Origin of the sequence: Chitinophaga sp. GbtcB8 (genome assembly GCF_019091455.1) — a bacterium.
In the GTDB taxonomy this organism is placed as follows: Bacteria; Bacteroidota; Bacteroidia; order Chitinophagales; family Chitinophagaceae; genus Chitinophaga.
In genome coordinates, this window is the sequence record NZ_JAGXJN010000014.1 from 1 (window position 1) to 26,585 (window position 26,585).

Consider the following 26,585-nt stretch of genomic DNA (forward strand, 5'->3'; position numbering starts at 1 on the left):
AAGATAAATTCCCTGTCCCGCGATTCTATATTGGCAGCACCCATCGTACTGGACCTGGCTTTATTCATTGATCTGGCTAAAAGAGCCGGTATGGAAGGGATTCAGGAATGGCTGTCATTCTACTTCAAATCACCGCAAACAGCGCCTGGTTTGAGGCCGGAGCATGATATTTTCAAACAATTAATAAAACTCGAAAATACCTTACGTTATATGATGGGCGAGGACCTGATTACACACCTTGGCCTGGATTATTACGAGGAGGGTGAAGCTTAAAAATGAACAGGTTCCATCAATTGATCTCCACCAGCCTGGGAATAGGTTATGTTGGCAAAGGAGCGGGTACGCTGGCAGCAGTAGTAACCGCCATTTGCTGGTATACGCTTCAGGTTGGGGAGATCCCCAATATTACAATGCAATGGGCGGTAACCGCTTTCATTACGGTATTGGGGGTATGGAGTGGTAATAAGGTGGAAGCCTTTTGGGGTAAGGACAATCAAAAAGTAGTAATAGATGAAGTAGCAGGTATGTGCATCAGCTTACTGATGGTGCCTTTAAGCATACCATATGTGGTAGCAGGATTGATCCTGTTCCGCATTTTTGATATTACCAAACCATTGTATATCAGGCGGGCAGAACGCCTGCCGGGTGGTTGGGGGGTAATGCTGGATGATGTGCTGGCCGGTATTTGTGCAAATGTGCTGTTACAAGTGGCGTATAGGGGGGCCAGGTTATTCTGATGAGAATGGCAACCTTTCTGAAAGCACAGGCATCATCTTTGGCAGCCACCGCTTTCGACTATTTGACCACAATCGTTTTGGTGGATTTTTTTGGCTGGTGGTACCTGGCAGGTAGTATTACAGGTACCATAGCCGGAGGTGTACTTAATTTTATGTTAGGCCGGCTTTGGGCGTTTAACGCTGCCGATGGGAAAGTAGAATGGCAATTTATTAAATACGCGCTGGTTTGGTCCGGCAACCTCCTGTTAAATGCAGCAGGAGTTTTCATGTTCACGCATTACATGGGTTTGGACTACCGGGTATCTAAAGTTATAACCGGTTTAATAGTTGGCATTGGATATAACTATGTATTGCAAAAGAAATTTGTTTTCAGATGAATAAGCTTATGAAGTATAGCTTGGAAAAATTTGGCCTTGCGCTGTTATTGTTGTTAACCATTTGTTCGGTGCGCTTATCCGCACAAAACACCACCATTAAAGGAACTATTACAGACGCAAAGCAAAAGGCCCCCATGCCTTTTGTAAACGTATTTATTCCCGGTACCGCCATTGGAACATCTACAGACATTAATGGTAAGTTCACCCTGCAGTTCACCGGCCGGTATGACAGTATACATGTTGCCAGCCTGGGCTACAAAACCTTTAGGGTAAAGATCAACACCGGTACAGAGCAAACCGTGAACGTACGGCTGGAAAGTACTTCCCGCATGCTGGGAGAGGTGATTGTTAAAGGTGCAAAAACAGCCCGTTACCGCAATAAGGATAACCCGGCAGTAGATCTCATCCGCCTGGTACTGGACCACCGCGACAGCAACCGTATTGAAGGCCTTGATTATGCGCAGTATAACCAGTACGAAAAGCTACAGTTTGCGCTCAGCAGCGCATCTGATAAGGAAAGGCCTAACCGGCTGCTGCGTAAATACAAGTTCATAATGGATAACCGGGACACCACAAAAGTGGAAGGTAAATCCCTGTTGCCCATTTACCTGGAAGAAAATATTGCCGACGTATATTACCGCCGTAACCCTGAGAAAAAGAAAACATTTGTACGTGGCGATAAGAAGGTAAGTTTTGACGAAAGTTATATTGATAACGCAGGTATGAGCCAGTACCTGAACCATATTTACCAGGACTTTGATATTTATGACAACAACCTGATGCTGTTCACCAACCAGTTCCTGAGTCCTATTTCCAACGCCGGCCCTACTTTTTATAAATACTTTATTACCGATACCCTTTATACAGAAGACAGTACCAAGCTCATTGAGCTGTCATTTGTGCCCCGTAACCAGACCGATCTGCTGCTGCAAGGCAAATTATTCATTACGGCCGACGGGCATTATGCTGTACAGCGCGCCGATATGACGGGGAATAAGCATACCAACCTTAACTGGATCCGCAGTTTCCGTATTATGCAGGAGTTTGAGAAAATGCCCAATGGCCGCTACCGTACCAGCAAGCGTACGCTGATGGCGGATATGGGCATGTTTACCAGTGGCAAGGGCGGTATTTATGGCGAACGAACGGTATCGCTCCGGAATTTTGTGGCTAATAAGCCCATGCCGGATGATTTTTATAAGGGCAACCCCATTGTAAAAGCAGATAGTGCGGATAAAACAACGGACAGCTTTTGGGTGCATTACCGGCACGATACCCTTACCACTGCAGAATCAAAGGTTTATGAAAATATCGATAGCCTGCAGCACACCCGGTCTTTCCGCCGCACCATGGATATAGCTACCCTGCTGCTGGCCGGTTATAAGGGCTTTGGACCCATAGAAGTAGGCCCGGTAAACACTTTTTACAGCTTTAACCCGGTAGAAGGGTTCCGTCTGCGTTTGGGCGGCCGTACCACCCCTAAGTTCAATAAGAGCATTTACCTGGAATCGTATGGTGCTTATGGTTTTAAGGATAAAAAGTGGAAGTATTACTTTGGCGGCACTTACTCCTTTACCCACCGTTCCATCTGGGAATTCCCGGTACGCTCGCTTTCTGCCAACTACCAGCGGGATATGCAAATTCCCGGTCAGGCGCTGCAGTTCATCCAGGAAGATAACTTCCTGCTGTCGTTTAAACGCGGTAACAATGATAAATGGCTGTACAACGATATTTACAATGTTAACTACCTGCATGAGCTGGTGAACCATACGTCTTTTAAATTCGGGTTCAAGTACTGGGCGCAGTCACCGGCCGGTAGTCTTGCCTACATAAAAGGGCAGCCGGTAGGCGGTTTTCCTGACAGTGTGCAAAGGGTAAAAACCTCCGAGTTTTCACTGGAGTTCCGTTGGGCGCCGCATGAGCAGTTTTATCAGGGCAAACAGTTCCGGGTACCCATCCCGAACAAATATCCGATCTTTTTGCTGCGTGGTACTGCAGGGGTAAAGGGTCTTTTTGGTAGCCAGTATAACTACCAGAGCGTTACATTGAACATTTACAAATTGTTCTACATGTCGCCCATAGGTTATAGTGAGGTGGTATTTGAGGGCGGTTACACCTTTGGAAAGGTGCCCTTTCCGTTACTTAGTATTCACCACGCCAACCAAACCTACGCTTACCAGCTGGAATCCTATAACTTAATGAACTTCCTGGAGTTTGTGAGCGACCATTATGTTAGCTTAAACATTGACCATCACTTTAACGGATTTATTTTCAATAAAATACCTTTGCTGAAAAAGCTGAAATGGCGTGAGGTGGCAGCCGGTAAAATACTATATGGCGGCCTGCGGGATGAGAACCGTCCGGAGAACGACCCCTCGCTGTTCAAATTCCCAGTGGATAAGAATGGCGTACTTTCTACCTACACCCTGGGTAAAAAGCCTTATATAGAGGGGAGTGTGGGTATTGCCAACATATTCAGGCTGATCCGGGTAGACCTGGTTAAACGGTTTACCTACCTGGACCATCCGGATATTTCTTCCTGGGGGATAAGAACCCGGGTAAGATTGGATTTTTAAGCAGACATTTGCATAATTAAAATTAGATCAACTATATGCGATGTAGGGTGATCCGGCCTGAAAAAATTAAAATATTAACGGATGAAAAAGAGCACATTCAGAGATAAGTTGCAGCAGGGCATTTATGTGGTCATTAATCCCGTGGTAAAGGGTTTAATAAAAATAGGCCTTACGCCCAATGCGGTCACTACCATAGGTTTGATATTGAATATTGGCGTAGCCATTATATTTATAGTTGGGGCGGAAAAAAGTAACCGTGGCGACCTGTCCTACGTGGGCTGGGCCGGCGCGTTGATCCTTTTTGCTGGGTTGTTTGATATGCTGGACGGGCAGGTGGCCCGCTTGGGTAAAATGAGCTCCAAATTCGGCGCCCTGTACGATTCCGTGCTGGACCGTTACAGTGAGCTGGTGCTGTTCCTGGGTATTTGTTATTACCTGGTGGCGCACCATTACTTCCTCAGCTCCCTGTTTGCCTTTATTGCCCTCATCGGGTCTATGATGGTAAGCTACACCCGCGCGCGGGCAGAAGGGCTGGGTATTGAATGTAAAGGCGGTCTTATGCAGCGGCCGGAGCGGGTGGTGCTTATTGCCCTGTCGGCCCTGGGTTGTGGTATTGCCAGCCATTACATTGGCGGCGGGTATAAATTATTTATACCGGGCATACCATTTCATGTATTTGAAACCATGTCTATCTTTACAGTTCCGATCACCGTTTTGGCTATCATGAGCAATATTACTGCCATTAACCGCCTGCGGGAAGCCAAACGGTCGCTGGAAAAAGAACAGACAATGGAAGAACATAAAAGCAAAACGCCTGGTAAACAACTGATTGCGGTGATCGGTATTTTTATAATACTGCTTACCGGCATTGGCGCCAGGGCTGGCGGTCCGGAACGGCCTAAGTTCCCGGTACCTACCGGCATTCCGCACATGTTATATTACCTGCAGCGTACGCCCAATTCCAATACCATCGTGTACGACCTGAACCTGAAAGCGGATGGTACCCTGGATGAGGACGACCCGGTAAATGTTTACTGGCTGCGGTACACAGAAGGAGGAACAAAAAAGGGATTAAATTTTATTCAGCGTAAATTTGCATACGGTATTAAGGTAAAACGCCTGTCATCAGAAAAGTACGAGGTTAAATCCGTTGCCTATGATGGCCGTCCTATGTACCTGATGAAGTCTGACAAAGGCCAGTACCAGATGTACATGAAGATCAGTAATACCATGGCTTTGTTAAACAACATCTGGATCCAGATAGAAGGTGGTACCTTTTGGGTACCTAATGTTATATATGTGGAGCTGAATGGTACAGATCCTGTTACCGGCGCAGTAAAAACAGAACGTTTTAAACCATAGAAAAGACTGGTGCCCGCTCACCACACGGGTAACATAAAATATATTAACGGGATGAAAAAGAATTATGTATCCAATTCCGAGGAATCTGTCCGCATGTTTAAGCAGGGATGGATGGAAGCCTTATCAAAAGTACATTTTACGGTACCGCTGATCCTGTATGTGCCGGTGATCCTGTATTGTACCTGGCGGGCCTTTGCCATGGTAGGTATGGGCATACTGCCTTTCATTGGCTGTTTTGCTGCCGGCTTATTTTTATGGTCCATTACGGAATACATTATGCACCGCTGGGTGTTTCACTTCATACCTAAATCCAGGTGGGGGCTGCGCCTTCATTTCATTTTTCATGGGGTGCATCATGACTATCCTAATGACAGGTTAAGGCTGGTGCTGCCGCCTTCCGTTAGCATTCCGCTGGCCATTGGTTTTTATTTCCTGTTTAGGGCGCTCGTAGGCGAAGCATACCTGTATGCGTTTTACCCGGGTTTTGTGTTAGGGTATCTTTGCTATGATATATCGCATTATGCTTTTCACCACCTGAATTTTAAGAATAAGCTCTGGATGAAGCTGAAAAAGCATCATATGCTGCACCACTATTCAGATCCAACCAAGGGATACGGCGTAAGTTCGGCGCTGTGGGATAAGGTCCTTGGGTCGGATTTTATAAAGAAGTAAAATGGATTCATTTTCAACTGTCACACCTATTCCATTCTTTGATCGCAAAACAGTACTTATTACTACGCTGCTCAGCGTAGCATACCTGCTGCTGTCAACCTTACTGGTGGGCTTTAAGAGTGATCAGCTGGTGCTGGTAGGTTTGTTTAACGGGGCATTCTATCTCTCGCGTCCTACGCGTAAGTTTATCATAGGCTTTTCCATCTTTATTGTTTACTGGATCGTGTTTGACTATATGAAGGCTTTTCCCAACTACCAGTTTGGAACAGTGCATATAGAAAGCATTTACAATGCGGAGAAAAGTGTTTTTGGCATTCATTCCGGTAGTACGGTGCTTACCCCAAATGAATACTGGCTGGCGCATTCCCATACTTTCCTGGATGTGCTGTGCGGTTTGTTTTACCTGTGCTGGATCCCTCTGCCACTGGCTTTTGCGGTATATTTATTTTATACCAACCGCATGCAGTTTTTTCATTTTGCGCTGATCTTTTTCCTTACTAACCTGCTGGGCTTTGTAGTATATTATACTTACCCTGCTGCCGCGCCCTGGTATGTGCAGCAGTATGGATATACCCTGCATGTGCATACCCCCGGTAATACTGCCGGACTGGCCCGGTTTGATACTTTTTTCCAGGTGAATATTTTTCACGGCATTTACGCCAAAAGCTCCAATGTATTTGCGGCTATGCCTTCTTTACACTCTGCCTATCCGCTGATCGTATGGGTATTTTCCTGGAAAAGTAAAAGTATTTTCTTTCGCGTGCTGTCAACCATTGTAACACTGGGTATCTGGTTTGCCGCAGTGTACACCAGCCACCATTATGTGCTGGATGTACTGGCCGGTATTATATGCGCCGTACTGGGCATTCTGTTATATCAGAAGGTATTATGCCGGCGCTATTTCTTCATTAGCTTCTTACAGTATTTGTACCGCCATACCTGATGGGCAGGTATCTCCACATTATTATAGAAAATGCAACACTGCTAATAGCGTTAAACATTGGCTGTAGCAGCCTGTTACTCCTTATGGATTGATATTGCTATAGTTACCGGCTATATGAAATAATACGGCAGTCCGGCATATCATTTGAATAATAGTTAACAAGACAGAACGCTACATCAGTGCAATTAGTGTTGAGGATGTTGAATTATGCAGCGGTTTGATCCCCTTCCATGCCGCATCCATTTGTGAATATACAGGAAGAGAAGGAACCCAAAACGGTATGCCAGGGATGTGCTGAGGTAGTAATGCAGAGATGCTGAACGCTTAACGGTAAAACTGTTAAGCGTTCAGTTTTTTTATGACCTACCGTGACAGTATAGGATACCCCTGTATGGGTATTTGGGTATATTTAAATACTTAGATACGTCCATGTTATGAAAGCTGCAAAACTTATTTCCCTGGTTTTTTTATTATTTGTTTCATCTGTTGTATATCCCCAGTCCGGCGGGAATGATGTAACCACGCCTTTACATGCCCTGCAACCTGATTACGTAGTTCCTTATGGCGCTCCCACAGCAGATCAGGTAAAGCAGGTGCTGTACCGCATTTATCATTATTTAGATACAGTTACACCGGTGCAGCTGGTAGATAAGGTTTCCGGGCAGCTGGTAAAAGACTTTGCTGCGGTGAATGAAAATACCACCTGGCAGCAGGGGGCTTTCCGCCTTACCAGCTATGAATGGGGCGTTACCTACTGCGGTATGTTACTGGCCGGGGAAGCCACCGGCGATACTACCTTTACCGCCTACACGAAAAAACGCCTGCACTTTATTGCAGATGCACAACCGGCCTTCAGCAAATTATACCAGCAGCCCGGTAACAATGCCAATCCACTGCGGGCCGTGCTTTTCCCCCATGCCCTGGACGATGCCGGCGCTATGTGCGCCGCAGTGGTTAAAACGCTGCGAGCTGGCGGCCAGCCCAATTTGCGGCCCCTGGCAGATCATTATATTGATTACATATCTCATAAAGAATTTCGCCTGCCGGATGGTACCCTGGCCCGCAACCGCCCCCAGAAAAATACACTCTGGCTGGATGACCTGTATATGAGCGTACCGGCCCTGGCGCAAATGGGCAAGCTTACCGGCCAGCGCGCTTATTTTGATGATGCGGTGAAACAGGTGCTGCAATTTTCCCAACGCATGTTCAATAAAGAAAAAGGATTGTATATGCATGGCTGGGTGCAGGGCATGGATGTGCATCCTCAATTTCACTGGGGCCGCGCCAATGGCTGGGCCTTCCTGGCTATGACAGAGCTGCTGGAAGTGCTGCCGGATACCCATCCCGGCAAACCTGCTGTGCTGGCGCAGTTCCGCGCACTGGCAAAAGGGCTGGCCAGCTACCAAACCGGTCAGGGTTTCTGGCATCAGCTGCTGGACCGTAATGATTCTTACCTGGAAACCTCTGCCACGGCTATTTATGCATACTGTTATGCACACGGTATTAATAAAGGCTGGCTGAATGCCATGTCCTATGGACCAGCAGCATTACTGGCCTGGAATGCGGTTGCTACCAAAGTAAATGATAAGGGGCAGGTGGAAGGTACCTGTGTGGGCACCGGTATGGCTTTTGACCCGGCATTTTATTATTACCGCCCGGTAAATGTGTATGCCGCTCATGGCTACGGACCGGTATTGCTGGCAGGTGCTGAAGTATTGAACCTGTTAAAACATTTCCCGTTTGTGATCAACGATAGTTCCCTGCAAATAGATCAAAAATAAATTACCCTATTGCCAGTAATACAATGCCTGCCAGTATCACTACGGCAGCCACTATGCGTTTTTTTGCATCTGCTTCTTTCAGCAGGTTGGTACCAAAAAACACGCCTACTACAATGCTTAATTCACGCGCCGGGGCCACATACGTAATGGGCGTGGTTTTTAGCGCTATCAGCACCAGCAGGTAGGAGAGGGGTTGAAAAACGGCCACCATTATTACCTGCTTCCAATGCAGGCGGGCTTCTTCCACCACCTCCTGCCGCCGTTTAAGCATTACCGGTATTAATAATAGCAGTGGCAGCAGCATGGAGGCAAAGGTGATGAACAGGGCAGATACATGATAATCCACCACGGCTGCTTTATCCCATAACGTGTACATGGCAATGAATAAGCCCGTGAGCAAACCATATTGTAAACCAGTAGCCACCCGCGTATTCTTTGTTACTTTAAAACCTGTCATTACAATTACACCTGCAATGATCAGGCAAATGCCGGTAATGGCCAGCAGGCTTGGTTTTTCATGGAACAGCAGCACCGCGCCTGTTACGGAAAATAGTGGCCCGGCGCCCCGCGCTACCGGGTACACTACAGACAGGTCAGCCTTGCGGTAACCGGTTTGCAGCAGCACAAAATATAACAGGTGCAGGATAGCGCTTACCAGGGCAAAGATCAATACGGTCTGCGTCCAGGTAAACCGCACAGGCGAAGATTGTAACAAAAGAAAGGGTACACATAGGATACTGGCTACCAGCGATACCAGCCAGAAAAAGGGCAGCTTACCGTTCACCTGTTTGGTGATGAGGTTCCAGGCAGCATGTAATACCGCTGCAATAATAACCAGTAATAATGCCTGAATGCTCATAGGTATAAACTGCTTTTACCAGGAAAGCTGGAATAACGATACGGCCTGCCACGGTAGCTGCAGGCGCACTACAGCTGCGCCGTTATTTACAGGTAGTGTTTCCGGACCGCCTGTAACCTGCAGCTGTCCTGTTTTTTCCAAGGTTGTTATTTGTTCAGGTGTAGGCTGCCGGGGTGATCCCATTTGTTTCCAGGCTTCATAGGCATTGCTGTGGCTGGCATCAATCCGGTATTGCTGCAGCCGTACTTTACTGGCCGTTATGCCCTGAATAGTAATGCTAACAGGGGTAGCCGGCGCAGGGCTGTTATTGTCATGGTAGTTCCAGACCATTATGGCAGCCGTGCGGGCATCTTTTGTGGCCAGGGCGTTAATATCCGGTTGTGGGCCACGCACGCTGGAATCTTTTATTTTAATAAAGTCATATGCCAATGCCCCGCTAACGGCTACACGATTGCCCTGCATTTTGCCAAACATACGGAACACGTTCAGCACCGGTTTATCTACGCCATTGGTGGCCAGGTCGCGGAAACCGGCAAACCAGGGCTGGTCCTCAAACTCAAAAGCCCAGGTAACGGCGCCGGCCAGGTTTACGCCGCGGGCCGCTGCCAGCTCATATTTGCGGGCAAAGGAGGCTGCCGTATAGCTGCTATACATGGTACCATTGCGGTAGGCATTTTCCGGATGATATTTTTCAGAACAGGCAGCACAGCCTTCCGGGTCTGATTCGCCAATGATAATGGGCAAATGTTTCAACGTGGGGTAGGAAGCTACTATTTCAAAGCCTTTATCAATATCGCGCAGCTGTGTGCCCATGTTCATTTGCACTACGCCATTTACCAGGGTGGGCGCGCCTTTGGCATGAAAGGAGATCAGATCCAGCGGGGAGCCGGTTTTACCGGTTACATAGTTGGTGCCGTTCACCACATGGTCCAGGAAAGCTTTCAGGAAGTCGGCTGCATCTTTCCAGTTAGGGCCGGTTACTTCAGGGCCGCCTATACGTGCAGTGGGCAAGGCGCGTTTTACTGCGTCGGCCGTGTAATCATATAGTTTAATGTATTCTTCTGTAGTGCCTTTCCAGTAACCGATATTAGGTTCATTCCATAATTCCCAGTACCAGCTTTCCACTTCTTTTTTACCATAACGTGCCACGCAATGCTGCACCCAGGCATATACCAGCGCCGCAAATTTTTTATAGTCTTTAGGCGGGTAGGCCCAGCCGGTAAAAATTTCGTCATACGGATGGTCTGGCTGCCAGTGGTGCCGGTAAGGCTCCGGCTTTACAGACAAGGCCTGCGGCATAAACCCGATCTGTGCCAGTGGTTTCATGCCACGTTTTATATAGGTATCAAATATGCGGTCAGTAATGGTCCAGTCATATACTGGATTACCATTTTTATCTTCCGTATAGGCGTTGGTAGATCCCCATTTTAAAGCAGCCTCGCCATCGCCGGTCACTAAAAGGCTGTGTGTTCTTACATACACCGGTACTTTGCTTAGCTGCGAAATTTCAGTAAGCAGCTTTTGCCCGTCTTTCATGTAAGTGTAGTTGGGCTCATCATAGCCAAACCAGGCCCAAATGGGTGTCATAGGGCCTTTGGGCTGGTCCAGGTGCACCTGTATGGCTACGGTATCCTGCGCCAGGCAGCGAAAGCCAATGCCGGTAAGCACAAGCAATAATAGTATAGAACGAACGGAAGTTGATTGGGTCATACGCACAATTTTATGTGGAACTATTAAAGATACGGTTTGAAGAAAATAAAATGGAATGTATTATTTTTATCTACTAAATAAGTATAATGCTACCGTAAGTGCAGCGCTGCTGGCCATTGGCCGCGCGTTCCATCAAAGCCGGGCAAGCGTTCCGCCTTGTTTGTATGGCATGGGGCAGAGGAGCGGGGATTATTTTGCGGTAGCCAATGCAGCGCAGCGTCCGCGGCTGGAACCTGGCTTTCAGCTGGAACGGTAAGTTATCCTTTACCGGTTATTTTCTTTTTGTGCTTTTTGCCCCAGTCTATCATAGCTAATATGATAGGGCCAAAGGTTTTGCAGTAATCCGTGCTTTCATATTCCACACTCACAGGTATATCTGCATATACGGTGCGGGTAATGAGCTTATTCAGCTCCATTTCCTTTAGCTCCCTGGATAACATGCGGGTGGTAATGCCCGGAATGCTGCGCTGTATATCGCGGAAGCGCTTGTTGCCATTACAAATGGAGTTAATAATAGGCAGCCTCCATTTACCACCTATTACATAAATGGTATCCTGCAATGCCTGCACTTCCTCTGGCTGGCTACGGGGGAAGGATAATATCTTTTTTGCCTGTTTTTCTAAATGCATACCAGGTATACTCTGTTATACTGGTTACAAAGTTATACCAATTGCGCCGGATATTTGCACTGGATTTAAACAAACAGAAAATGAGCAAAACAATTTTTATTACCGGCACCAGTACCGGTTTGGGTAAGTTAACGGCCATTCATTTTGCCAAACAGGGCTGGCAGGTAGCAGCTACCATGCGGAGCCCGGAAAAGGAAACAACATTAACCGCCTACCCCAATATCAGGATCTTTAAGCTGGATGTTACAGATGTAACGCAGGTACAGCAGGCTACTGAAGCGGCTATTGCTGCATTCGGGAAAATTGATGTGGTGGTGAATAATGCAGGCATAGGCATTTACGGCCCGCTGGAATTTGCAGCGGATTCCGTTATTGACCAGCAGTTTGCCGTAAATGTACATGGCCCTATTAACGTGATCCGCGCTTTCCTGCCGCATTTCAGGGCCAATAAAGGTGGCATGTTCATTAACATCAGCTCTTTTATGGGTGTAACTACTGCGGTGCCAGCCGGCTCTTTATACAATATGTCCAAGTTTGCGCTGGAAGGTTTAACGGAAGGTTTGTACTATGAGTTAAAACCCTTCAACATTCAGCTGCGGCTCATAGAACAGGGCGGCTCTAACGGTAACAATTTCAAGGAAAATATAGTCTGGACCACCCATCCCACTATTACGGATTATGATCCTATGGTTAACCGGGTAAAAGCCCTGATGGATAATGCAGACCCTTCCCTGCGCGACGATCCGCAAGTGATCGTAGATGAGATCAATGCCCTGGCCACCGGTAAGAACCAACAGTTCAGGACATTGATCGGTAACATGGGTAAGAACCTGATGGATATGCGCAACAGCTTACCCATTGAGGAATACCTGGAAAAGATAGCCGCTAATTTTAATTAGGCTAGGGTTTGTGGAACCGTACCCAATAAATGTGGCAGTCCTTTTCGCTGGTGCCTTGTGTATAGAAAAGGTATTTGTTATCCGGTGTAACATATTGTCCCCAGCGGTGTGCGGTGCCATTGTTAATGAGTGGTCCCATGCTTTCCGGCGTGGTCCAGGTGCCGTCATTTTTCCGGTGGCTGATATAGAGCTCGCATTCAAAGTCCTTCGTTTCTTTGGCGCTGATAATGATGAAGGATTCATCTCTTGCAATGAAAAAATCCCCGTCAAAGCCGGGTGTGTTTAACGGCGCGCCCAGGCTTTGAATGGTGGTATCTTTGGCCGACATGGTGAATTTGCAGAAATCATAGGTGCTCCAATCCTGCATGCTTCCCTGCTTCCCGTTACTGCCCACGTAAAAAGCACCGCTTTGCACCGGCATAAAATCATAGAGGCCGTAATTTTTTTTCAGGTAAAGTTCCGGTTTGGTCCAGTCATGGCCCTTGCGCCGCGATTGCCATACCTCTCCTTGATTTAACTGTAAGTATAAAGTGTTGTCATCTAATGAAAAGGTGGGTGCATAAAACTGGTCTATTAAAATAAACGGACCTTTCCACTGATGATCTGTATACCTGAAGTATTTGATCTTGTTGGTGCCGGTGCTGAACCATTTCAGCGCATTACAATAATAAAACTCCTTGCCGTCTGCTGACCAGGCTACCCGGTCCATTGCAATGCCGGTATCGGGCAGCAGGGTAGGTGCAAAGATCTTAGGCGTATCACCCGGTGGTGTTTGTCCCAGGTAGGCATGGGCGCTGTTCCAGAAATCAGTTTGCGCCCGGCATACCAGGTTGGTGGTCAGTACCAGTAACAAGGCAATCATAAAGTGTTTGTACATAGTTAAACAGGTTGAGGGTGAATGATAAACCAAAAAAAGATTGTAACTTTTTGCGGAAGGAGCTGTATTGTTGTTCAAAGCTATCACAGGTGTAACACAGGTACAATTCACGGATGGTACAAGTTTTTTCAAGTTTTATCACACTGATTTCCAATGCCTGCAGATATAGATAAATTGTTGCGTATAATTGAGCAGAAGCTCGATTGGGGTGATAGTACGGCCTGGCAAAGCAGGGATTTTGAAAATCTGCAGCAGCTGATCCTGGACGAAACAGGTGTATCCCTTAGCGCCAGCACTTTAAGAAGGGTGTGGGGCCGCGTTACGTATAACAGCCTGCCTAGCATCACTACGCTGGATACGCTGGCCCGCTTTGCGGGTACAGCTAACTGGCGGCAGTTTGTAAAGGAACATACGGATCATGATAATGCTGCTGCACCGGCAGTCCCCTTACCTGTATCCAAACCAGCTAAGCGGCAACCGGGCAGGCTGGTATGGATGTTAGCCGGAAGCGTGATGATCTCCCTTACGCTGCTGGGTATTTTTGCTTTAAAGAAAACCCCGCCGCCGGTTAAAAAAAGTGATTATCAATTTGCGGTAAAGCCGGTTACCCGCACCATTCCCAACTCGGTTATTTTTACTTACGATGCGGTTGCTGCACCTACAGATTCCGTTTACATCCAGCAATCCTGGGATAAACGCAGAAGAACCCTGGTAAGTAAGAACCAGCATACCCATACCTCCGTTTATTATGAACCGGGATTTTACGTGGCCAAGCTGGTGGCCGATAACCAGGTGGTAAAAGAAATACCCTTACTCATACCTACTGATGGGTGGCTGGCCGCTATAAGCAAAATGCCTGTACCTGTTTATTTGCCGGCAGCCGCTTTCATGAATAAAACCATGTTAAACTTACCGGCAGAAGCTGTTACGGCACATAATATACCGCTGCAGCCGGATGCACCGGATGTATATTTTTATAATGTAGGCAATTTTAACCCGGTTCCCTTGTCGGATTTTGCTTTTAGCGTTCGTATAAAAAATGAGTACGGGGAAGGGGCGGCTGCCTGTCGGTTAACAACCATTATGCTGGTTACGGATGATTCGCCGATTGTTATTCCCCTCTCTGCCAAAGGTTGCGTGTCTGAAATAGGTTTGTTAAGTGTAGACCAGATGGTTTCCGGCAAACAGGCCGACCTGTCTGGTTTTGGGGTAGATTTTTCAGACTGGGTACAGGTGGGCTGCAAAAGTGTTGGTAAAACTATTGAATATAACGTGAACGGGAAAACGGCATATACCTGCGCGCTACCTGAAAGACCAGTGCATATTGTAGGCATGATCTACCGTTTCAGGGGCGCCGGCGCAGTAAAGGACATCAATCTCTATCAACAGGATAAACCTGTGTTCCGCGCATTTTTTTAGTAAGGTCCACCACCCCTATTCAGGATACAGCAAATATTTTTTTCGCATGGTTTTATATGCTGATAGCTGCGGCTCCCAGCTTTTACGCATCTCTGCTTCTGATTTACCGGCTATGATCTGTTGTTTAAAAAGAGTAGTACCGGCCAGCTTATCTATATTGCCCATTTGTTTGCTTTGGCTCATATCAAAGAATTTTTCTTTAAAGGGATAAGCTTTGTACATTTCTATCATCCACTGAATATTCACTTTGCCGCTGCTGCGGAGCGCTGTCATATCATACTGCCGCAGGTCCAGGCCATAACAAACCTTATCCTGGTGTAAAGGTGTTTCAGACATGCCGGGTATGCTTACCGGCGTAAAGGAAAAAGTATATTTCCCTTTCAGGTCAGGGTTACCCAGCACTGTAAAAGGCATATGAGTACCGCGACCCTGGCTGATGATGGTACCTTCAAACAAACACAGCGACGGATAGAGCAGTATGGATTGCTGTGTGTTTAAATTAGGCGATGGCGCCACCGGTAAAGTATAGTCCATGTGATGCGCGTAGTGTTTTACGGTGATCACTTTTATTTTACATTTTTGTTTACCGGGCAGCCATCCTTCGCCGTTTATCATCTGCGCAAATTCACCAATAGTCATACCGTGCGTAATGGGAATAGGGAATTTACCAATACCGGAGCTAAGCTTCATATCCAGTACAGGCCCGTCTACATAACCGTTGGGATTGGGCCGGTCCAGGATCAGCAATTCTTTATTATTTTCAGCGCAGGCTTCCATAATATCCGCCAGCTTGTTGATATAGGTATAAAAACGGCAGCCCACATCCTGTATATCAAAGATCATGATATCTATACCAGCCATATCTTTTGCCGAAGGTTTTCTTTTCTGACCATATAAAGAAATTACCGGGATACCCGTAGCCGGGTCAATTTCATCGCCCACCTTGGCGCCATTGCTGGCATTGCCACGAAAGCCGTGCTCAGGGCCAAAGATCACTTTAATATTTACGCCCAAGGCATGTAAGCTATCTGCAATAGACCGGGTACCAATGATAGAGGTGGTATTGGCCAGCATGCCTACCCGTTTGCCTTTCAGGTAAGGCAGGTAAGCCGCGGTTTGGTCTGCGCCGGTGATGATGGCGGGGGGAGCACCGGTTTTTCCCGGTTCACTGGCCGGCAAAAAGGAAAAGCAAAATGGCAAAAAGATCAGCGTAATAAACTTCCACATGGTTATGTTGCATCTGTTGTTATTACAAGGTAATTATTTTACCGGCTATATTTAAGGGGGCTGCTAATCTTTTAGGTAGTAATAGACATTGCGGGATTATTGTTTTATTTTAAGGTACTCATTAGATCTACTATGCAGAAAATAATTCCACTCATGGTTACCGCTTTCCTGCTGCTGGCCGTCCTCACCATTTGCAAGGGACAGCAATCGCCTAAAGCGGTCACTTTCAAAAAACATGTTATTAACCCGGTGTTTGTATCAGAAGGCGCTGCTACCGGAGATGTGAATAATGATGGCCGTACCGATATACTGGCCGGTAATTACTGGTATGAGGCGCCCGGCTGGCAACGCCACCTGCTGCATGCAGATACTTTGCACGCGGTACCGGGCTACAGCACCACCTTTCTGAATTTTTGCATGGATGTGAATAATGATGGCTGGGCAGACCTGATCCGGTTTGACCAGCCTGGCGGTGTATGTGTGTGGTATGAAAACCCGAAGACCAACGATAAGCTTTGGCCTTCGCACATGATCCTGCCATCCGCCGGCATTGAAACACCGCTTTTTGCAGATGTAGATAAGGATGGCAGAAATGACCTGATCTGCAATGATACGTTGGCCAAACAGGTCATCTGGTTGAAACCGCCGGTGGGCAAGGGAGATACACTCTGGCAGCGCTATATCATCAGCAGCGATCCCGCAAGAGGTACGCACCGCTACACACACGGGCTGGGTTGGGGAGATATGAATAAAGACGGCCGCAATGATGTGATCATTAAAAGCGGCTGGTGGGAATCACCTGCAGATGTAAAACAGGCTAACTGGATCTTCCATCCTGCTGATCTTGGAAAAGACTGCGCCAATATGTTTGTACTGGATGCAGACGGTGATGGCGATATGGATGTGATCAGCTCTTCCGCGCATAATTACGGTATCTGGTGGCATGAGCAGCAGGCGGCCGGTAAATGGATCACCCATGATATCGATACATCATTTTCTCAATCACATGCCATGGCCATGGCAGATATTAACCGTGATGGCCATCCCGACCTGATCACCGGCAAACGTTATTTTGCGCATAACGGCCATGATCCCGGTGCGTATGAGCCGGCAGTATTGTATTGGTTTGAGTACATTCCCGGTAAAACCCCGCGCTGGATCCCGCATGAGATCGATAACAATTCAGGGATCGGCAATAGCTTTGTAGTAACAGATATGAATAAGGATGGGTTATTGGATATTGTGGTGAGCAATAAGAAAGGCGTATACTTTTTTGAGCAGGAGAAGAGGTAGGGCAGATAGTATATGCGTTACGGTGGGTAAAAAATAATTTGTAGCTTGCTGCGCAGATCAAACCATTTTCACAAGATGAATACCCCCGAAGTATTATTAGAACAGCCTAATAACCGCGGTATTTTGCATGCTGTAGTAGAGCAGGACGATCGTACCGCCTATTTTTATATTTACCCCGCAGAGCAATTTTCCGAGCGTTATAATATAAGAGCCTGTTGGCTGCGCAACCTGCAGGCTGCTCCTGAAGAGCGGGATAACGCAGCCATGGAAGAGGGCAGGGCGCCGCTGCTGGAAGCACAGTATTGTAAACACCCGCAAGGCGCGGAGCCTTTGCAGGCAGAATATGTAAACATCATGTGGAATGAGGAAGATGATGGAGCTACCGTGTTTTACCAGGATGAGCCTATGGCCATTATTCCCGGATGGAGCCTTTATTCCGATCAACGTGCCTGTTATACATTGGACTGTAACGCTATAGTTGAGGACAGGGGCATTTTCCCACTAACAGCGCCTGCGTTATATGAAAGGCTGCAAAAAACATCCGCTTTCTGGGATCAGTGGGGAGATGAGGATAGCAATCCATGGCCGCCCATTCAGCAACAGTTCCTGGACGTGTACGAAGCGCAGCTCGGCAGCTCACTGCAATATTATGCTATAGATCAGCAGCAGTGGCCGCCCATGGCATTAGCCAGATTTGAGAAAGATGATGTTGTATATTTCATGAGCCTGGGCGTAAGTATCCGCCCTATGCCCTGGGTAGAGCTGTTGTATAATGACCAGGCAGCAGGTTTCAGAAGAATGGAGCTGGGCCTTGCCGTGAGTAAAAAAGATTATACAGAAGAGGAGATCATGAACATGGCGCAGGCTGTATCCGGTATGGCAGACAGTCCCTGGCGTAACCTCACCTGGCTGGGAGAGGGGCATACCATTAGCTCATCCGGCTTGCCGGCAGGGTTTGATAGTTTTATTCTTTCATCCGCGCTGTATAAAGGCCCGGCCATAGACCTGCCATCTATAGAGGGCGACCGTGTAAATCTTTATTGGGCCTGCCCCATAACGCTGGCGGAAAGAGAAAGCGCGCACAGCAAAGCTAATGGTGGTTATGAGCTGCTGGAAAAAATGATCGGCGCAGGGATCACGCATGTTGTTGCAAAAAGAAAAGGTTTATAGAATATTTCATAATTATGAAGCCGTAAACACTGAATAAGTGTTTGCGGCTTTTGTATTTGTTGATGCAAATTTAACATGGCCGGCGTTTTGGGTCTTATAACTTTGCGGCGCACTCAATAATAATTTTGATATGATGTTCAGGAATAACAGCATGCTTGCAGGTATGGTCTATACCGGGCTGCTGATGGGATGTATCAGCAGTGCTGCATTGGCACAGTCAGGCCACAGTAATCCATGGGCACCTACGGTCATTAATACGCTGCCGCCGGTAGCCAGCCTCACTAATGGGGTGTGGTTAAAGGGAGATCTTCACTTACACTCCCGGCATAGTAAGGAATCATCGAATAACCCTGTTGCAAAGATCATCGCATTTTCTAAGTCCGTTGGTATAGATTATCTCTGCATCACGGATCACGATAACCATGTTGATGGTGATGTTGCGAATAACACCTGGGCCGATCCTGAGTTCAAATCAGACTCCGTGCTGCTGTTGTACGGTGCAGAATGGACAACCACCCGCGGCCACGGCAATGCATTTTCTGCCAAACCGTACGATCATCAACGGTTATACGACGTTCGTGATCAGCGCGATGTGGTCATAGGCGCTGTAAAGAAACAGCTTGGGATCCATTTGTCTGCCAACCATCCCAGCGGGAAAGATCATTTTGGATATTCCTATGATATCATTGAATCTATTGAGGTCTGGAATTCCGCGATCTGGTCAAAGAATGAAAATGCGATCATGATCTGGGACGACATGCTGTCATCAGGCCGCAAGTTAACCGGCAGGGGAGGGAGCGATGCGCACCATGGTACGCCGGATACACCCGACAAAGCAACAAAGAACAGTGTGCAGGCGAAGGCTAACTATGTTGGCACTCCAACAACCTGGGTGTTTGCCACAGCACGTACTCCGCAGGCAGTTGTAGATGCCCTCACAAATGGCAGGGTTGCTGTTAGCGCAAATCCATACGCACCCCGCATTGAATTTTATGCAGACCTGGATCAGGATGGTAAGATGGATATGATGATGGGTGATAACGTTAAGGCTACGGGCAAGGCTGTGAGGTTCCGTGTTCAGCTAACAGGAAATACTGTTCCGGATGCATCGTATACTATTAGCATTGTAAAGAACGGTAACAAGTTCGACTCGTTATACGTGACCGGTCAAACGCCCACTGCCGAGTTTACGGACACACCAGCAGCACTGGGCCGCACTTATTACCGCGTTACGGTAGGGGGGCCGGCAACACCCTATCCGCAAGTGCCGGGATCAATGGCATTGAGCGGCAATATGGTAGGGCTGTCTAACCCGATCTATTTTAATTTTGATCCGAATTTTTGAGGATGAAGTGAGCTTAAATGTGATACACAAAGAAAAAGCTTTGAGCATTTTATGCCCGAAGCTTTTTCTTTTTTATAGCACGAAAGAGTGAATACGGGTGCCGTTTTTATACGTTATATTTAATATGACATTCCCATACGTTGTTAACATTAAACCCATACAACATGCAAGATCCAATGATCACCCCTGTTGCACCTATGCCCGCAACCGAACCTACCCAGCACAGTATTTACGAGATCTCCCGGGAAACCGCCGTAAAATGGCGCCGTAACTGGGAAGCCGACCTGGCAGCTGCCAACACTCCTAATTACGTTCGTTCTTACCGGATTGATGCAGCAGAGCTGGAAGAGATATTACGTATCCCCGGAATGAAGTATGTGCGTGTTTACTTTGGCCGTGCAGAACGGGGGCATCATGACAGGATGATACTTGTTGCTGCAGATGTGAATGGAAAAGATATGGTGCAGGGCGAGAGCGCTAAATTCTTTGATTTTACAACACCAAGGCCTCCCTTTGATGAAGGAGAAACAACGGTTTGGTGGTAAGAGAAGATTAAGAAGGAGGGTGTTAGCCTTCCTTTTTCAGTTATACAAGAAGCAGAATTTACAATTTGAAATTGAAAATAACGGAAACACAGAATTGTATGAAGATTTACCTGCGCTTAACGATTTATCCATTGCGGATGTGTTAATTTCATGATTAATACAAAGACAGGTAAAATGGAAAATAATCAAATTATCATTTACCAGACACCGGATGGCGAAACATCTATAGATGTTATCCTTGATCAGGATACAATTTGGTTAACGCAATCACAAATTGTAGACCTTTTTCAATCCAGTAAGGCAAACATTAGCGAGCATATAAAACACATATTTAATTCAGAGGAATTGAATCAGGAAGCAACTGTTCGGAAAATCCGAACAGTTCGAAAGGAAGGTAAAAGGGACATTTCCAGGGAGTTAGAGCACTATAACCTGGACATGATCATTTCCATTGGCTATCGTGTCAACTCAATCCGTGGTACCCAATTCCGCATTTGGGCAAACAAAATTCTAAAAGAATACCTGGTTAAAGGATATTCCTTAAACGAAAAACGCCTACACGAACAAAGCCAGCAGTTTGAGGCGCTTAAACAAACTGTGAAATTGATGGGCAATGTATTGGGGGCGCAGGAATTATCTTCTGACGAAGCCGGCGGCCTGTTAAAAGTAATTACCGATTATACCTATGCGCTGGACGTTTTAGATAAATATGATCATCGTAAGCTTACCATAGAGGCCACGCATACGCAGCAGGGTTTTATTGCCAATTATGGGGAAGCAATGAAAGCTATCCGGAGCTTAAGAGATAAATTCGGCGGCAGCCGCTTATTCGGTAATGAAAAAGATGAATCTTTCCAAAGCTCTATTGCAACCATCTATCAGTCTTTTGGTGGACGGGATCTCTATCCGAGCATTGAAGAAAAAGCCGCCCACCTGTTATACTTTGTAGTTAAGAACCATTCATTTTCAGATGGCAATAAACGGATCGCAGCTTTCTTGTTTGTATGGTTCCTTGAAAAGAACAGTATCCTTTACCGGGAAGATGGTACAAAACGCATTGCTGATAATGCGCTTGTTGCACTAACGTTAATGATTGCAGAAAGTAAACCGGATGAAAAGGATATTATTGCGCAGGTGGTTGTTAATCTTATCAACGGTTATAACTAAAGCAGCATTTTTACTCCTTTAATTCCACTACGGTTCCATCATGGCCCTGTAGCTCCAGCGTATATTTATCTGAAAATTTGCCCAGGCTTTTACCAGTCCAGTGGTCCACTACTTCACAGGGCTTATCCAACTTAGCCGTAATGGTTCTGGCGGTACTATCCCAGTTCAGCAGCACTACGTATTTACCTTTGGGAGTAGATAACCTGCCTATCTCAAATTTCCCATCTTCAAAAGCAGCTGCCTTCGCGGTAGGTGGTACTGTTTTCCGCAATACGTTTAACCGTTCGGGTGAGATGGTGGTCAGGTCGTCCCCGCTTAGCAGCATACCGCCCGTGCTATAGATGAGCGCTGCATGAAAACGGAATTCATTATCCGGCATCTTACCGGTAAGCAGCAGGCAATCAGGATCATTCCACCACAGGCGGCCGTTCCGCCAGGCGCGGTACAGGTTTTCCCTGCCTGAACGTTCAAAAACAGACCACTGACGTTTAATATCCATAGAGCTGCGGGAGCCGTGTATAAGGCCCAGCGATGGCCATAGCGGATGATTACAGCCCAGTATAAAAGCATCGCCGGTGCCTTTAAGTATAGCTTCCATACCGCGGCGGTATGCATCTACACGGGTGGCCTGTTTATCATAGAAATAACCACCGTGTATTGCGCCCCAGAAATTTGCGTCCAGCTTAAAGTAGGTACATCCCCACTGGTTACGCATAATGCGGAACATTTGTTCCAGGTGTTTTTGCACGGCAGGATTGGTGCCATCCAATACGTACCAGGGTTTAAGCCGCCAGCCGCCGAAGGTAACAAGATCGCTGCGCAGGGGTTTACCGCTCGCGTCTTTTACCAGCCAGTCAGGATGCTCTTTATATACCGTTGAATTACTATCGCAAATAAAGGGAGCAACCCATATGGCCGGCTCAAAGCCCTTGCTGCGTATGGTTTTCAATACCGGCTGTATGTTACCGCCAAATGATTTGCCGGTTGATAACCAGTCGCCCATATGCGGCTGGTAGCCGTCATCTATCTGTATGTATCGCAGGGCAGGCAGGTTGGCCTTGATATAATCCAGGTTATCATAAATATTCTGCGCCGTTACCTGCGGCCCAAAGCAATACCAGCTGCACCAGCCGGTAGGCGGTTGCTTAAAGGCCAGGTGGGGATGATAATGATTTATACGGTTGGCAAACTTCTCCAGCAGGGCATTACCCTCGCCGCCATTCATCAGCGCCCATTCCTCCAGCTGAAAAGCCGCTCCGGGGGCCAGGGAAAGGTTCTCAAGGTCCATTACTACTTTAATGGTGTCTGCATTCAGGTAAAACTTACCTGCAAAGTGTTTGCAGCTGGTAAACCCCAGCAGCAGCTGCGGTTCGCCGGCAGGGTACAGGCGTAACAGGTTGTACACGGCCAGGTAGCCGGCCGGTTGTGGTATCCGGTAATGCCCGTCATCCGTATAATTACCTAATACCTGGGGCTTTTCCAGCGTGCCGCTGGTCTGCGTCAGCATCTGGAATCCTTCGCCATAAAAAGGCGTATTAGATGGTAATGCTTTACCCGCCTGCGCCAGCAGCACTTCTTTGATACGTACCGGCGTACTACCGGTGTTGACTACACGTGAGGTGCAAAAATCCCCGTTCCATGTGCGGGTGATCTGTACCGTAGCAGGTGCAGCTTGCCCGTTGTCCGTTACAATGGTGGCTTTGCTGCTCTTTAGTGCCTGCAGGAATTGATCTGCCGGGCCGGCATGCAAAGCTGTTCCTGCCAGCAGGCCTGCTAATAAGCAGGCATAACCCTGTTTCTTTAATATCATTCGTATGAAATTTTTACCTGGTTGGTTTTAAAGTGATCTCAAATAACATCAGCTCCGGCAGCTTTTATCAGCCGCACCCAGGCCTCTGCATTGAACTGTTCAGGGTTAAATGTTTTCGGCAATTTTTCCCGGTAAACATCCCTGGGTATTGTTTCCTTGCGCATGAGGTGCTCCGCATAACCATCTACTTTTTTGCCAATCCATTCCCCACCGGCGGCAGAATACACGCCCCAGTGTATAAAGCAGCCAAACTTATCCTCCCGCCACCAGGCTATGCGGGCATCATGGTTTTTCATACTGCGTTTCCACCAGCCGTTCACTGCATCATCAATAGCTGCCTGATCCCGTTCAGCGCCCTTTTGCATCAAAAGGGCCTGCTCATCTTCCTTATCGCCTGCAGGAGTTTGCGCCTGCAGGCCTATGGATATAACGGTAATGATTGCACTTAAAAATATGCGCTTCATAGTATGGTATTAGTTGTGCTACGTTAATAGGTATTCATGTTATAGTCTTTCCCGGCTGTTGTCATCAGGTCATACTCATAGATCTTTTTCAGGGGCAGCTCCGGCAGCCTGGTTTTGTCTTTCACTTCCGTTTTTACCGGCAATGGAATAAAGTAACAGGGGTTTGGATTATTTCCGCTGGCGGGTTTTAATGCAGTACCTGCTGCATTTACGGGTACCTGTATACGAATACGGCAGTTGCCGCCCAGCTTACTGTGAAGCACTGCTTTGGTAAGCTTTCCCTGTTCCCACTCCATATCTATTTCAAAACCACCACGGGCCTTCAGCCCCTTTACATGGCCGTTTGGCCAGGCTGCCGGCAATGCAGGCAATAAATAAACAGCGCCATCATGGCTTTGCAGCAGCATTTCCGTAATACCGGAGGTTACGCCAAAGTTGCCATCTATCTGGAAAGGCGGATGCGCATCAAATAAGTTGGGGTAAGAGCCACCCGATCCATCTGCTACACTTACACTATCTACAGTGGTCAGGAACAGCTGTTTGTTCAGCATCATATAGGCATGATCGCCATCTTCCAGCCTTGCCCACCAGTTCACCTTCCAGGCTTTGGACCAGCCGGTGCCCCCATCGCCACGCAGCAGTAAGCTGCGTTTGGCTGCTGCTGCCAGCACCGGGTTATGACGCGGCGTAATGAAATAACCGGGGAATAGTCCGTATAAATGGGAGAGGTGCCGGTGATGATCTTCCGGATCATCCAGGTCCTTATACCACTCCTGCAATTGCCCGTACTGCCCTGTGTGAAAGGGATACAGCCCCTGCAGCCTAGCTTTTAACTGGGTTGCAAATGCAGCATCTTTATTTAATAGCTGCGCTGCCTGCACCGTATTATTGAACAGGTCACGTATAATGGAAAGGTCCATGGTAGTGGCTATGCTCACAGAGCCTTCCCTTTTACCATTTACCAGGAAATTATTTTCCGGAGAGGTGGCCGGGCTGGTTACCCATTGGCCTTTATCGTTCTTTATCAGCCAGTCCAGCATAAATTCTACTGCAGACTTCATAACCGGGTAGGCTGTATCCGCAAGGAAGGAACGGTTGCCGGTGAACAGGTAATGCTCCCACAGGTGCCGGGTAAGCCAGGCCCCTCCCATAGGCCAAATGGCCCATCTTGGGTTACCCCGTGGATCATTAAAATCAATACCGCCTGCAGGATTGGTCATGGCCCATATGTCTGCATTATGATGTGCGGTCCAGCCCCTGGCGCCATAATTAACGGCAGCGGTTACACGCCCTTTTTGGGCCAGCTGCATAATGAAGTTGAACAATGGGATACCGCATTCACTAAGGTTGGCTGTTTCAGATGGCCAATAGTTCATTTCGGTATTGATGTTAATAGTATAATTGGAGCCCCAGGGTGGCTGCATTTCATGGTTCCATAAACCCTGCAGGGTCATGGCTGGCCCGCCTTTACGGGAGCCTGCTATCATCAGGTAACGTCCATATTGATACAGCAGTGTGGTCAGCTGCGGATCGCGGTGGCCACCACTGGCTGTGTATGCTTTTAGCCGCACATCAGTAGCCTGCGTTGCAGAGCTGTCTTTACCAAGGTCCAGCTGTACTTTACTGAAAAGGGCCTGGTAATCTTTTTCATGCTCCTGCAGCAGCTGTGCATAATCTTTTTGCCTGGCAGCATCCAGGTAACGTAAGGCTTCAGCAGCAGGATCTTTACCTTCCCTGCCCGGAGACTTATCCGGTCCGTTATAGCTGGTGCCTATGGATAATAACAATACTACCTCTGAAGCGCCCTGTACTTTTAATCCGCTGGTATCAGCATGCACGGCGCCATCTTTTACCCTTGCCTGCAAATGCACTTCGTAATTCATTCCTTCACCATTCCCACCAGGAGCATACACAATTTGCCGGGCTTCTGCCGGACGGTTAGCCACATATTCCGGGCATTTACCTTTCATGACCACATAACGGTCGTTCACCGCCTGTGTGTGATGCGGCATGGGGTTTTGAAAACGGGTATTAAAGGTAATAGCGCCGGAGCGGCTGCCCCTGAAACGAACTACCAGCAATTGCGCCGGGTAGCTGATAAATACTTCCCGTGTATAGGTAACTCCACCTGCGGTAAATGTTACGGTGGATAAGGCATTGTTCAGGTCCAGCTGCCGCCGGTATTGTTCCGGTGAGCCATTAATGGTGTTATCAAAAAACAGGCTGCCCAGGGTCAGGTAACGGGCACTGTACAGGCCCATCATTTTACGTGCAGCCTGGTCAGCCTCTATGTATTTTTCTTCAAACAGCAGCTGGCGTATAAACGGTAACGTTTGTTTGGCTTGCGGATTATTACCATCACGCGGCCCGCCTGACCACAGATAACCTTCATTCAATTGCAGCTGTTCCTGCTGCACGCCACCAAATACCATAGCACCTATACGCCCATTGCCTACCGGCAGGGCGGCTACCCATTGCGTGGCCGGCTGCCGGTACCATAGCCGTAGCAGCGAATCTTGCGGCGGCGCTGCGGATAAAGCCTGTACGGCTAATAATAAAAGAAAGGTAATGGTGTAACGTTTCATACTGGAATTCAGATTTTTTGTGGAACAGCGGATTACCGGTAGCATTTTATCTTTATAGATCAGGCCTCCAGGCTTTACGGAAATTGCTGAAGAATATCTGGTGCAACAGGGTGGCTTATAGTAGCTCACTAGACCTGG

Annotated in this window: 24 protein-coding genes; 16 read left to right on the top strand and 8 right to left on the bottom strand. The window is 47.5% G+C overall.

Annotated features, from left to right (window positions below; genetic code table 11):
* From KVT36_RS14175 to KVT36_RS14210, 8 genes are all read left to right on the top strand, one after another.
* Positions 1 to 273 (top strand): inositol-3-phosphate synthase (locus KVT36_RS14175; RefSeq protein ID WP_217604160.1); only part of this gene is annotated, 273 nt, incomplete at its 5' end.
* A gap of 2 nt (positions 274 to 275) precedes the next feature.
* Positions 276 to 737 carry a phosphatidylglycerophosphatase A gene (locus tag KVT36_RS14180; RefSeq protein WP_217604161.1) on the top strand — a complete coding sequence of 154 codons (462 nt, stop codon included), beginning with the start codon at positions 276 to 278 and terminating at the stop codon, positions 735 to 737.
* A 5-nt stretch (positions 738 to 742) separates the two neighbouring features.
* A complete protein-coding gene (locus KVT36_RS14185; protein ID WP_162277657.1) occupies positions 743 to 1,114 on the top strand; it encodes a GtrA family protein in 372 nt (123 codons plus the stop codon).
* 8 nt (positions 1,115 to 1,122) lie between these two features.
* The gene (locus KVT36_RS14190; protein WP_217604162.1) at positions 1,123 to 3,690 is read left to right on the top strand and encodes a DUF5686 and carboxypeptidase-like regulatory domain-containing protein; all 2,568 of its coding nucleotides are present in this window, start codon (positions 1,123 to 1,125) and stop codon (positions 3,688 to 3,690) included.
* 81 nt (positions 3,691 to 3,771) lie between these two features.
* Positions 3,772 to 5,052, top strand: coding sequence for a DUF4833 domain-containing protein (locus KVT36_RS14195; RefSeq protein ID WP_217604163.1), 1,281 nt, complete (start codon positions 3,772 to 3,774; stop codon positions 5,050 to 5,052).
* 51 nt (positions 5,053 to 5,103) lie between these two features.
* Positions 5,104 to 5,724 (top strand): sterol desaturase family protein, encoded by a 621-nt coding sequence (locus KVT36_RS14200; RefSeq protein ID WP_254640001.1) that lies wholly within the window; start codon positions 5,104 to 5,106, stop codon positions 5,722 to 5,724.
* A gap of 1 nt (position 5,725) precedes the next feature.
* Positions 5,726 to 6,667 (top strand): phosphatase PAP2 family protein, encoded by a 942-nt coding sequence (locus tag KVT36_RS14205; RefSeq protein ID WP_217604164.1) that lies wholly within the window; start codon positions 5,726 to 5,728, stop codon positions 6,665 to 6,667.
* Between the two features lie 434 nt (positions 6,668 to 7,101).
* Positions 7,102 to 8,448: a glycoside hydrolase family 105 protein gene (locus KVT36_RS14210; protein WP_217604165.1), complete on the top strand. Its 1,347-nt coding sequence runs from the start codon at positions 7,102 to 7,104 to the stop codon at positions 8,446 to 8,448.
* Between the two features lies 1 nt (position 8,449).
* Here KVT36_RS14210 and KVT36_RS14215 read toward each other — a convergent pair whose 3' ends face one another.
* Positions 8,450 to 9,307 carry a DMT family transporter gene (locus tag KVT36_RS14215; RefSeq protein ID WP_217604166.1) on the bottom strand — a complete coding sequence of 286 codons (858 nt, stop codon included), beginning with the start codon at positions 9,305 to 9,307 and terminating at the stop codon, positions 8,450 to 8,452.
* A 15-nt stretch (positions 9,308 to 9,322) separates the two neighbouring features.
* Positions 9,323 to 11,017, bottom strand: a complete 1,695-nt coding sequence (locus KVT36_RS14220) for a beta-xylosidase (RefSeq protein WP_217604167.1) — start codon at positions 11,015 to 11,017, stop codon at positions 9,323 to 9,325.
* Positions 11,018 to 11,072: 55 nt separating this feature from the next.
* Between KVT36_RS14220 and KVT36_RS14225 the strand changes: the two genes are divergently transcribed.
* Positions 11,073 to 11,273, top strand: coding sequence for a hypothetical protein (locus KVT36_RS14225; RefSeq protein ID WP_217604168.1), 201 nt, complete (start codon positions 11,073 to 11,075; stop codon positions 11,271 to 11,273).
* Between the two features lies 1 nt (position 11,274).
* On the opposite strand, the gene KVT36_RS14230 is transcribed toward KVT36_RS14225, so the two are convergent.
* A complete protein-coding gene (locus KVT36_RS14230) occupies positions 11,275 to 11,646 on the bottom strand; it encodes a helix-turn-helix domain-containing protein (RefSeq protein ID WP_217604169.1) in 372 nt (123 codons plus the stop codon).
* A gap of 80 nt (positions 11,647 to 11,726) precedes the next feature.
* Between KVT36_RS14230 and KVT36_RS14235 the strand changes: the two genes are divergently transcribed.
* A complete protein-coding gene (locus tag KVT36_RS14235) occupies positions 11,727 to 12,545 on the top strand; it encodes an SDR family oxidoreductase (protein ID WP_217604170.1) in 819 nt (272 codons plus the stop codon).
* A gap of 1 nt (position 12,546) precedes the next feature.
* On the opposite strand, the gene KVT36_RS14240 is transcribed toward KVT36_RS14235, so the two are convergent.
* Positions 12,547 to 13,422 carry a hypothetical protein gene (locus tag KVT36_RS14240; protein ID WP_217604171.1) on the bottom strand — a complete coding sequence of 292 codons (876 nt, stop codon included), beginning with the start codon at positions 13,420 to 13,422 and terminating at the stop codon, positions 12,547 to 12,549.
* A gap of 153 nt (positions 13,423 to 13,575) precedes the next feature.
* Between KVT36_RS14240 and KVT36_RS14245 the strand changes: the two genes are divergently transcribed.
* Positions 13,576 to 14,841 (top strand): hypothetical protein, encoded by a 1,266-nt coding sequence (locus tag KVT36_RS14245; protein WP_217604172.1) that lies wholly within the window; start codon positions 13,576 to 13,578, stop codon positions 14,839 to 14,841.
* 15 nt (positions 14,842 to 14,856) lie between these two features.
* Here KVT36_RS14245 and KVT36_RS14250 read toward each other — a convergent pair whose 3' ends face one another.
* Entirely contained in the window at positions 14,857 to 16,068 is a 1,212-nt protein-coding gene (locus KVT36_RS14250) for an exo-beta-N-acetylmuramidase NamZ domain-containing protein (RefSeq protein WP_217604173.1), read from the bottom strand.
* A 132-nt stretch (positions 16,069 to 16,200) separates the two neighbouring features.
* Between KVT36_RS14250 and KVT36_RS14255 the strand changes: the two genes are divergently transcribed.
* The 5 genes from KVT36_RS14255 (at position 16,201) to rhuM (ending at position 21,588) form a co-directional block, all read left to right on the top strand.
* Entirely contained in the window at positions 16,201 to 17,361 is a 1,161-nt protein-coding gene (locus KVT36_RS14255) for a VCBS repeat-containing protein (protein WP_217604174.1), read from the top strand.
* Positions 17,362 to 17,436: 75 nt separating this feature from the next.
* Positions 17,437 to 18,531 carry a suppressor of fused domain protein gene (locus KVT36_RS14260; RefSeq protein WP_217604175.1) on the top strand — a complete coding sequence of 365 codons (1,095 nt, stop codon included), beginning with the start codon at positions 17,437 to 17,439 and terminating at the stop codon, positions 18,529 to 18,531.
* Between the two features lie 130 nt (positions 18,532 to 18,661).
* The gene (locus tag KVT36_RS14265; RefSeq protein ID WP_254640002.1) at positions 18,662 to 19,876 is read left to right on the top strand and encodes a CehA/McbA family metallohydrolase; all 1,215 of its coding nucleotides are present in this window, start codon (positions 18,662 to 18,664) and stop codon (positions 19,874 to 19,876) included.
* Positions 19,877 to 20,040: 164 nt separating this feature from the next.
* Positions 20,041 to 20,421 (top strand): hypothetical protein, encoded by a 381-nt coding sequence (locus KVT36_RS14270; RefSeq protein WP_217604176.1) that lies wholly within the window; start codon positions 20,041 to 20,043, stop codon positions 20,419 to 20,421.
* Positions 20,422 to 20,595: 174 nt separating this feature from the next.
* Positions 20,596 to 21,588, top strand: coding sequence for a virulence protein RhuM/Fic/DOC family protein (gene rhuM, locus KVT36_RS14275; protein ID WP_217604177.1), 993 nt, complete (start codon positions 20,596 to 20,598; stop codon positions 21,586 to 21,588).
* A 10-nt stretch (positions 21,589 to 21,598) separates the two neighbouring features.
* Here rhuM and KVT36_RS14280 read toward each other — a convergent pair whose 3' ends face one another.
* From KVT36_RS14280 to KVT36_RS14290, 3 genes are read right to left on the bottom strand one after another with little or no spacing between them, the layout of a single operon-like run.
* Positions 21,599 to 23,398: a glycoside hydrolase family 36 protein gene (locus tag KVT36_RS14280; protein WP_217604178.1), complete on the bottom strand. Its 1,800-nt coding sequence runs from the start codon at positions 23,396 to 23,398 to the stop codon at positions 21,599 to 21,601.
* 38 nt (positions 23,399 to 23,436) lie between these two features.
* Positions 23,437 to 23,862, bottom strand: coding sequence for an alpha-L-fucosidase (locus KVT36_RS14285; protein WP_217604179.1), 426 nt, complete (start codon positions 23,860 to 23,862; stop codon positions 23,437 to 23,439).
* Between the two features lie 23 nt (positions 23,863 to 23,885).
* A complete protein-coding gene (locus tag KVT36_RS14290; protein ID WP_217604180.1) occupies positions 23,886 to 26,447 on the bottom strand; it encodes a glycoside hydrolase N-terminal domain-containing protein in 2,562 nt (853 codons plus the stop codon).
* Positions 26,448 to 26,585 lie beyond the last annotated feature (138 nt).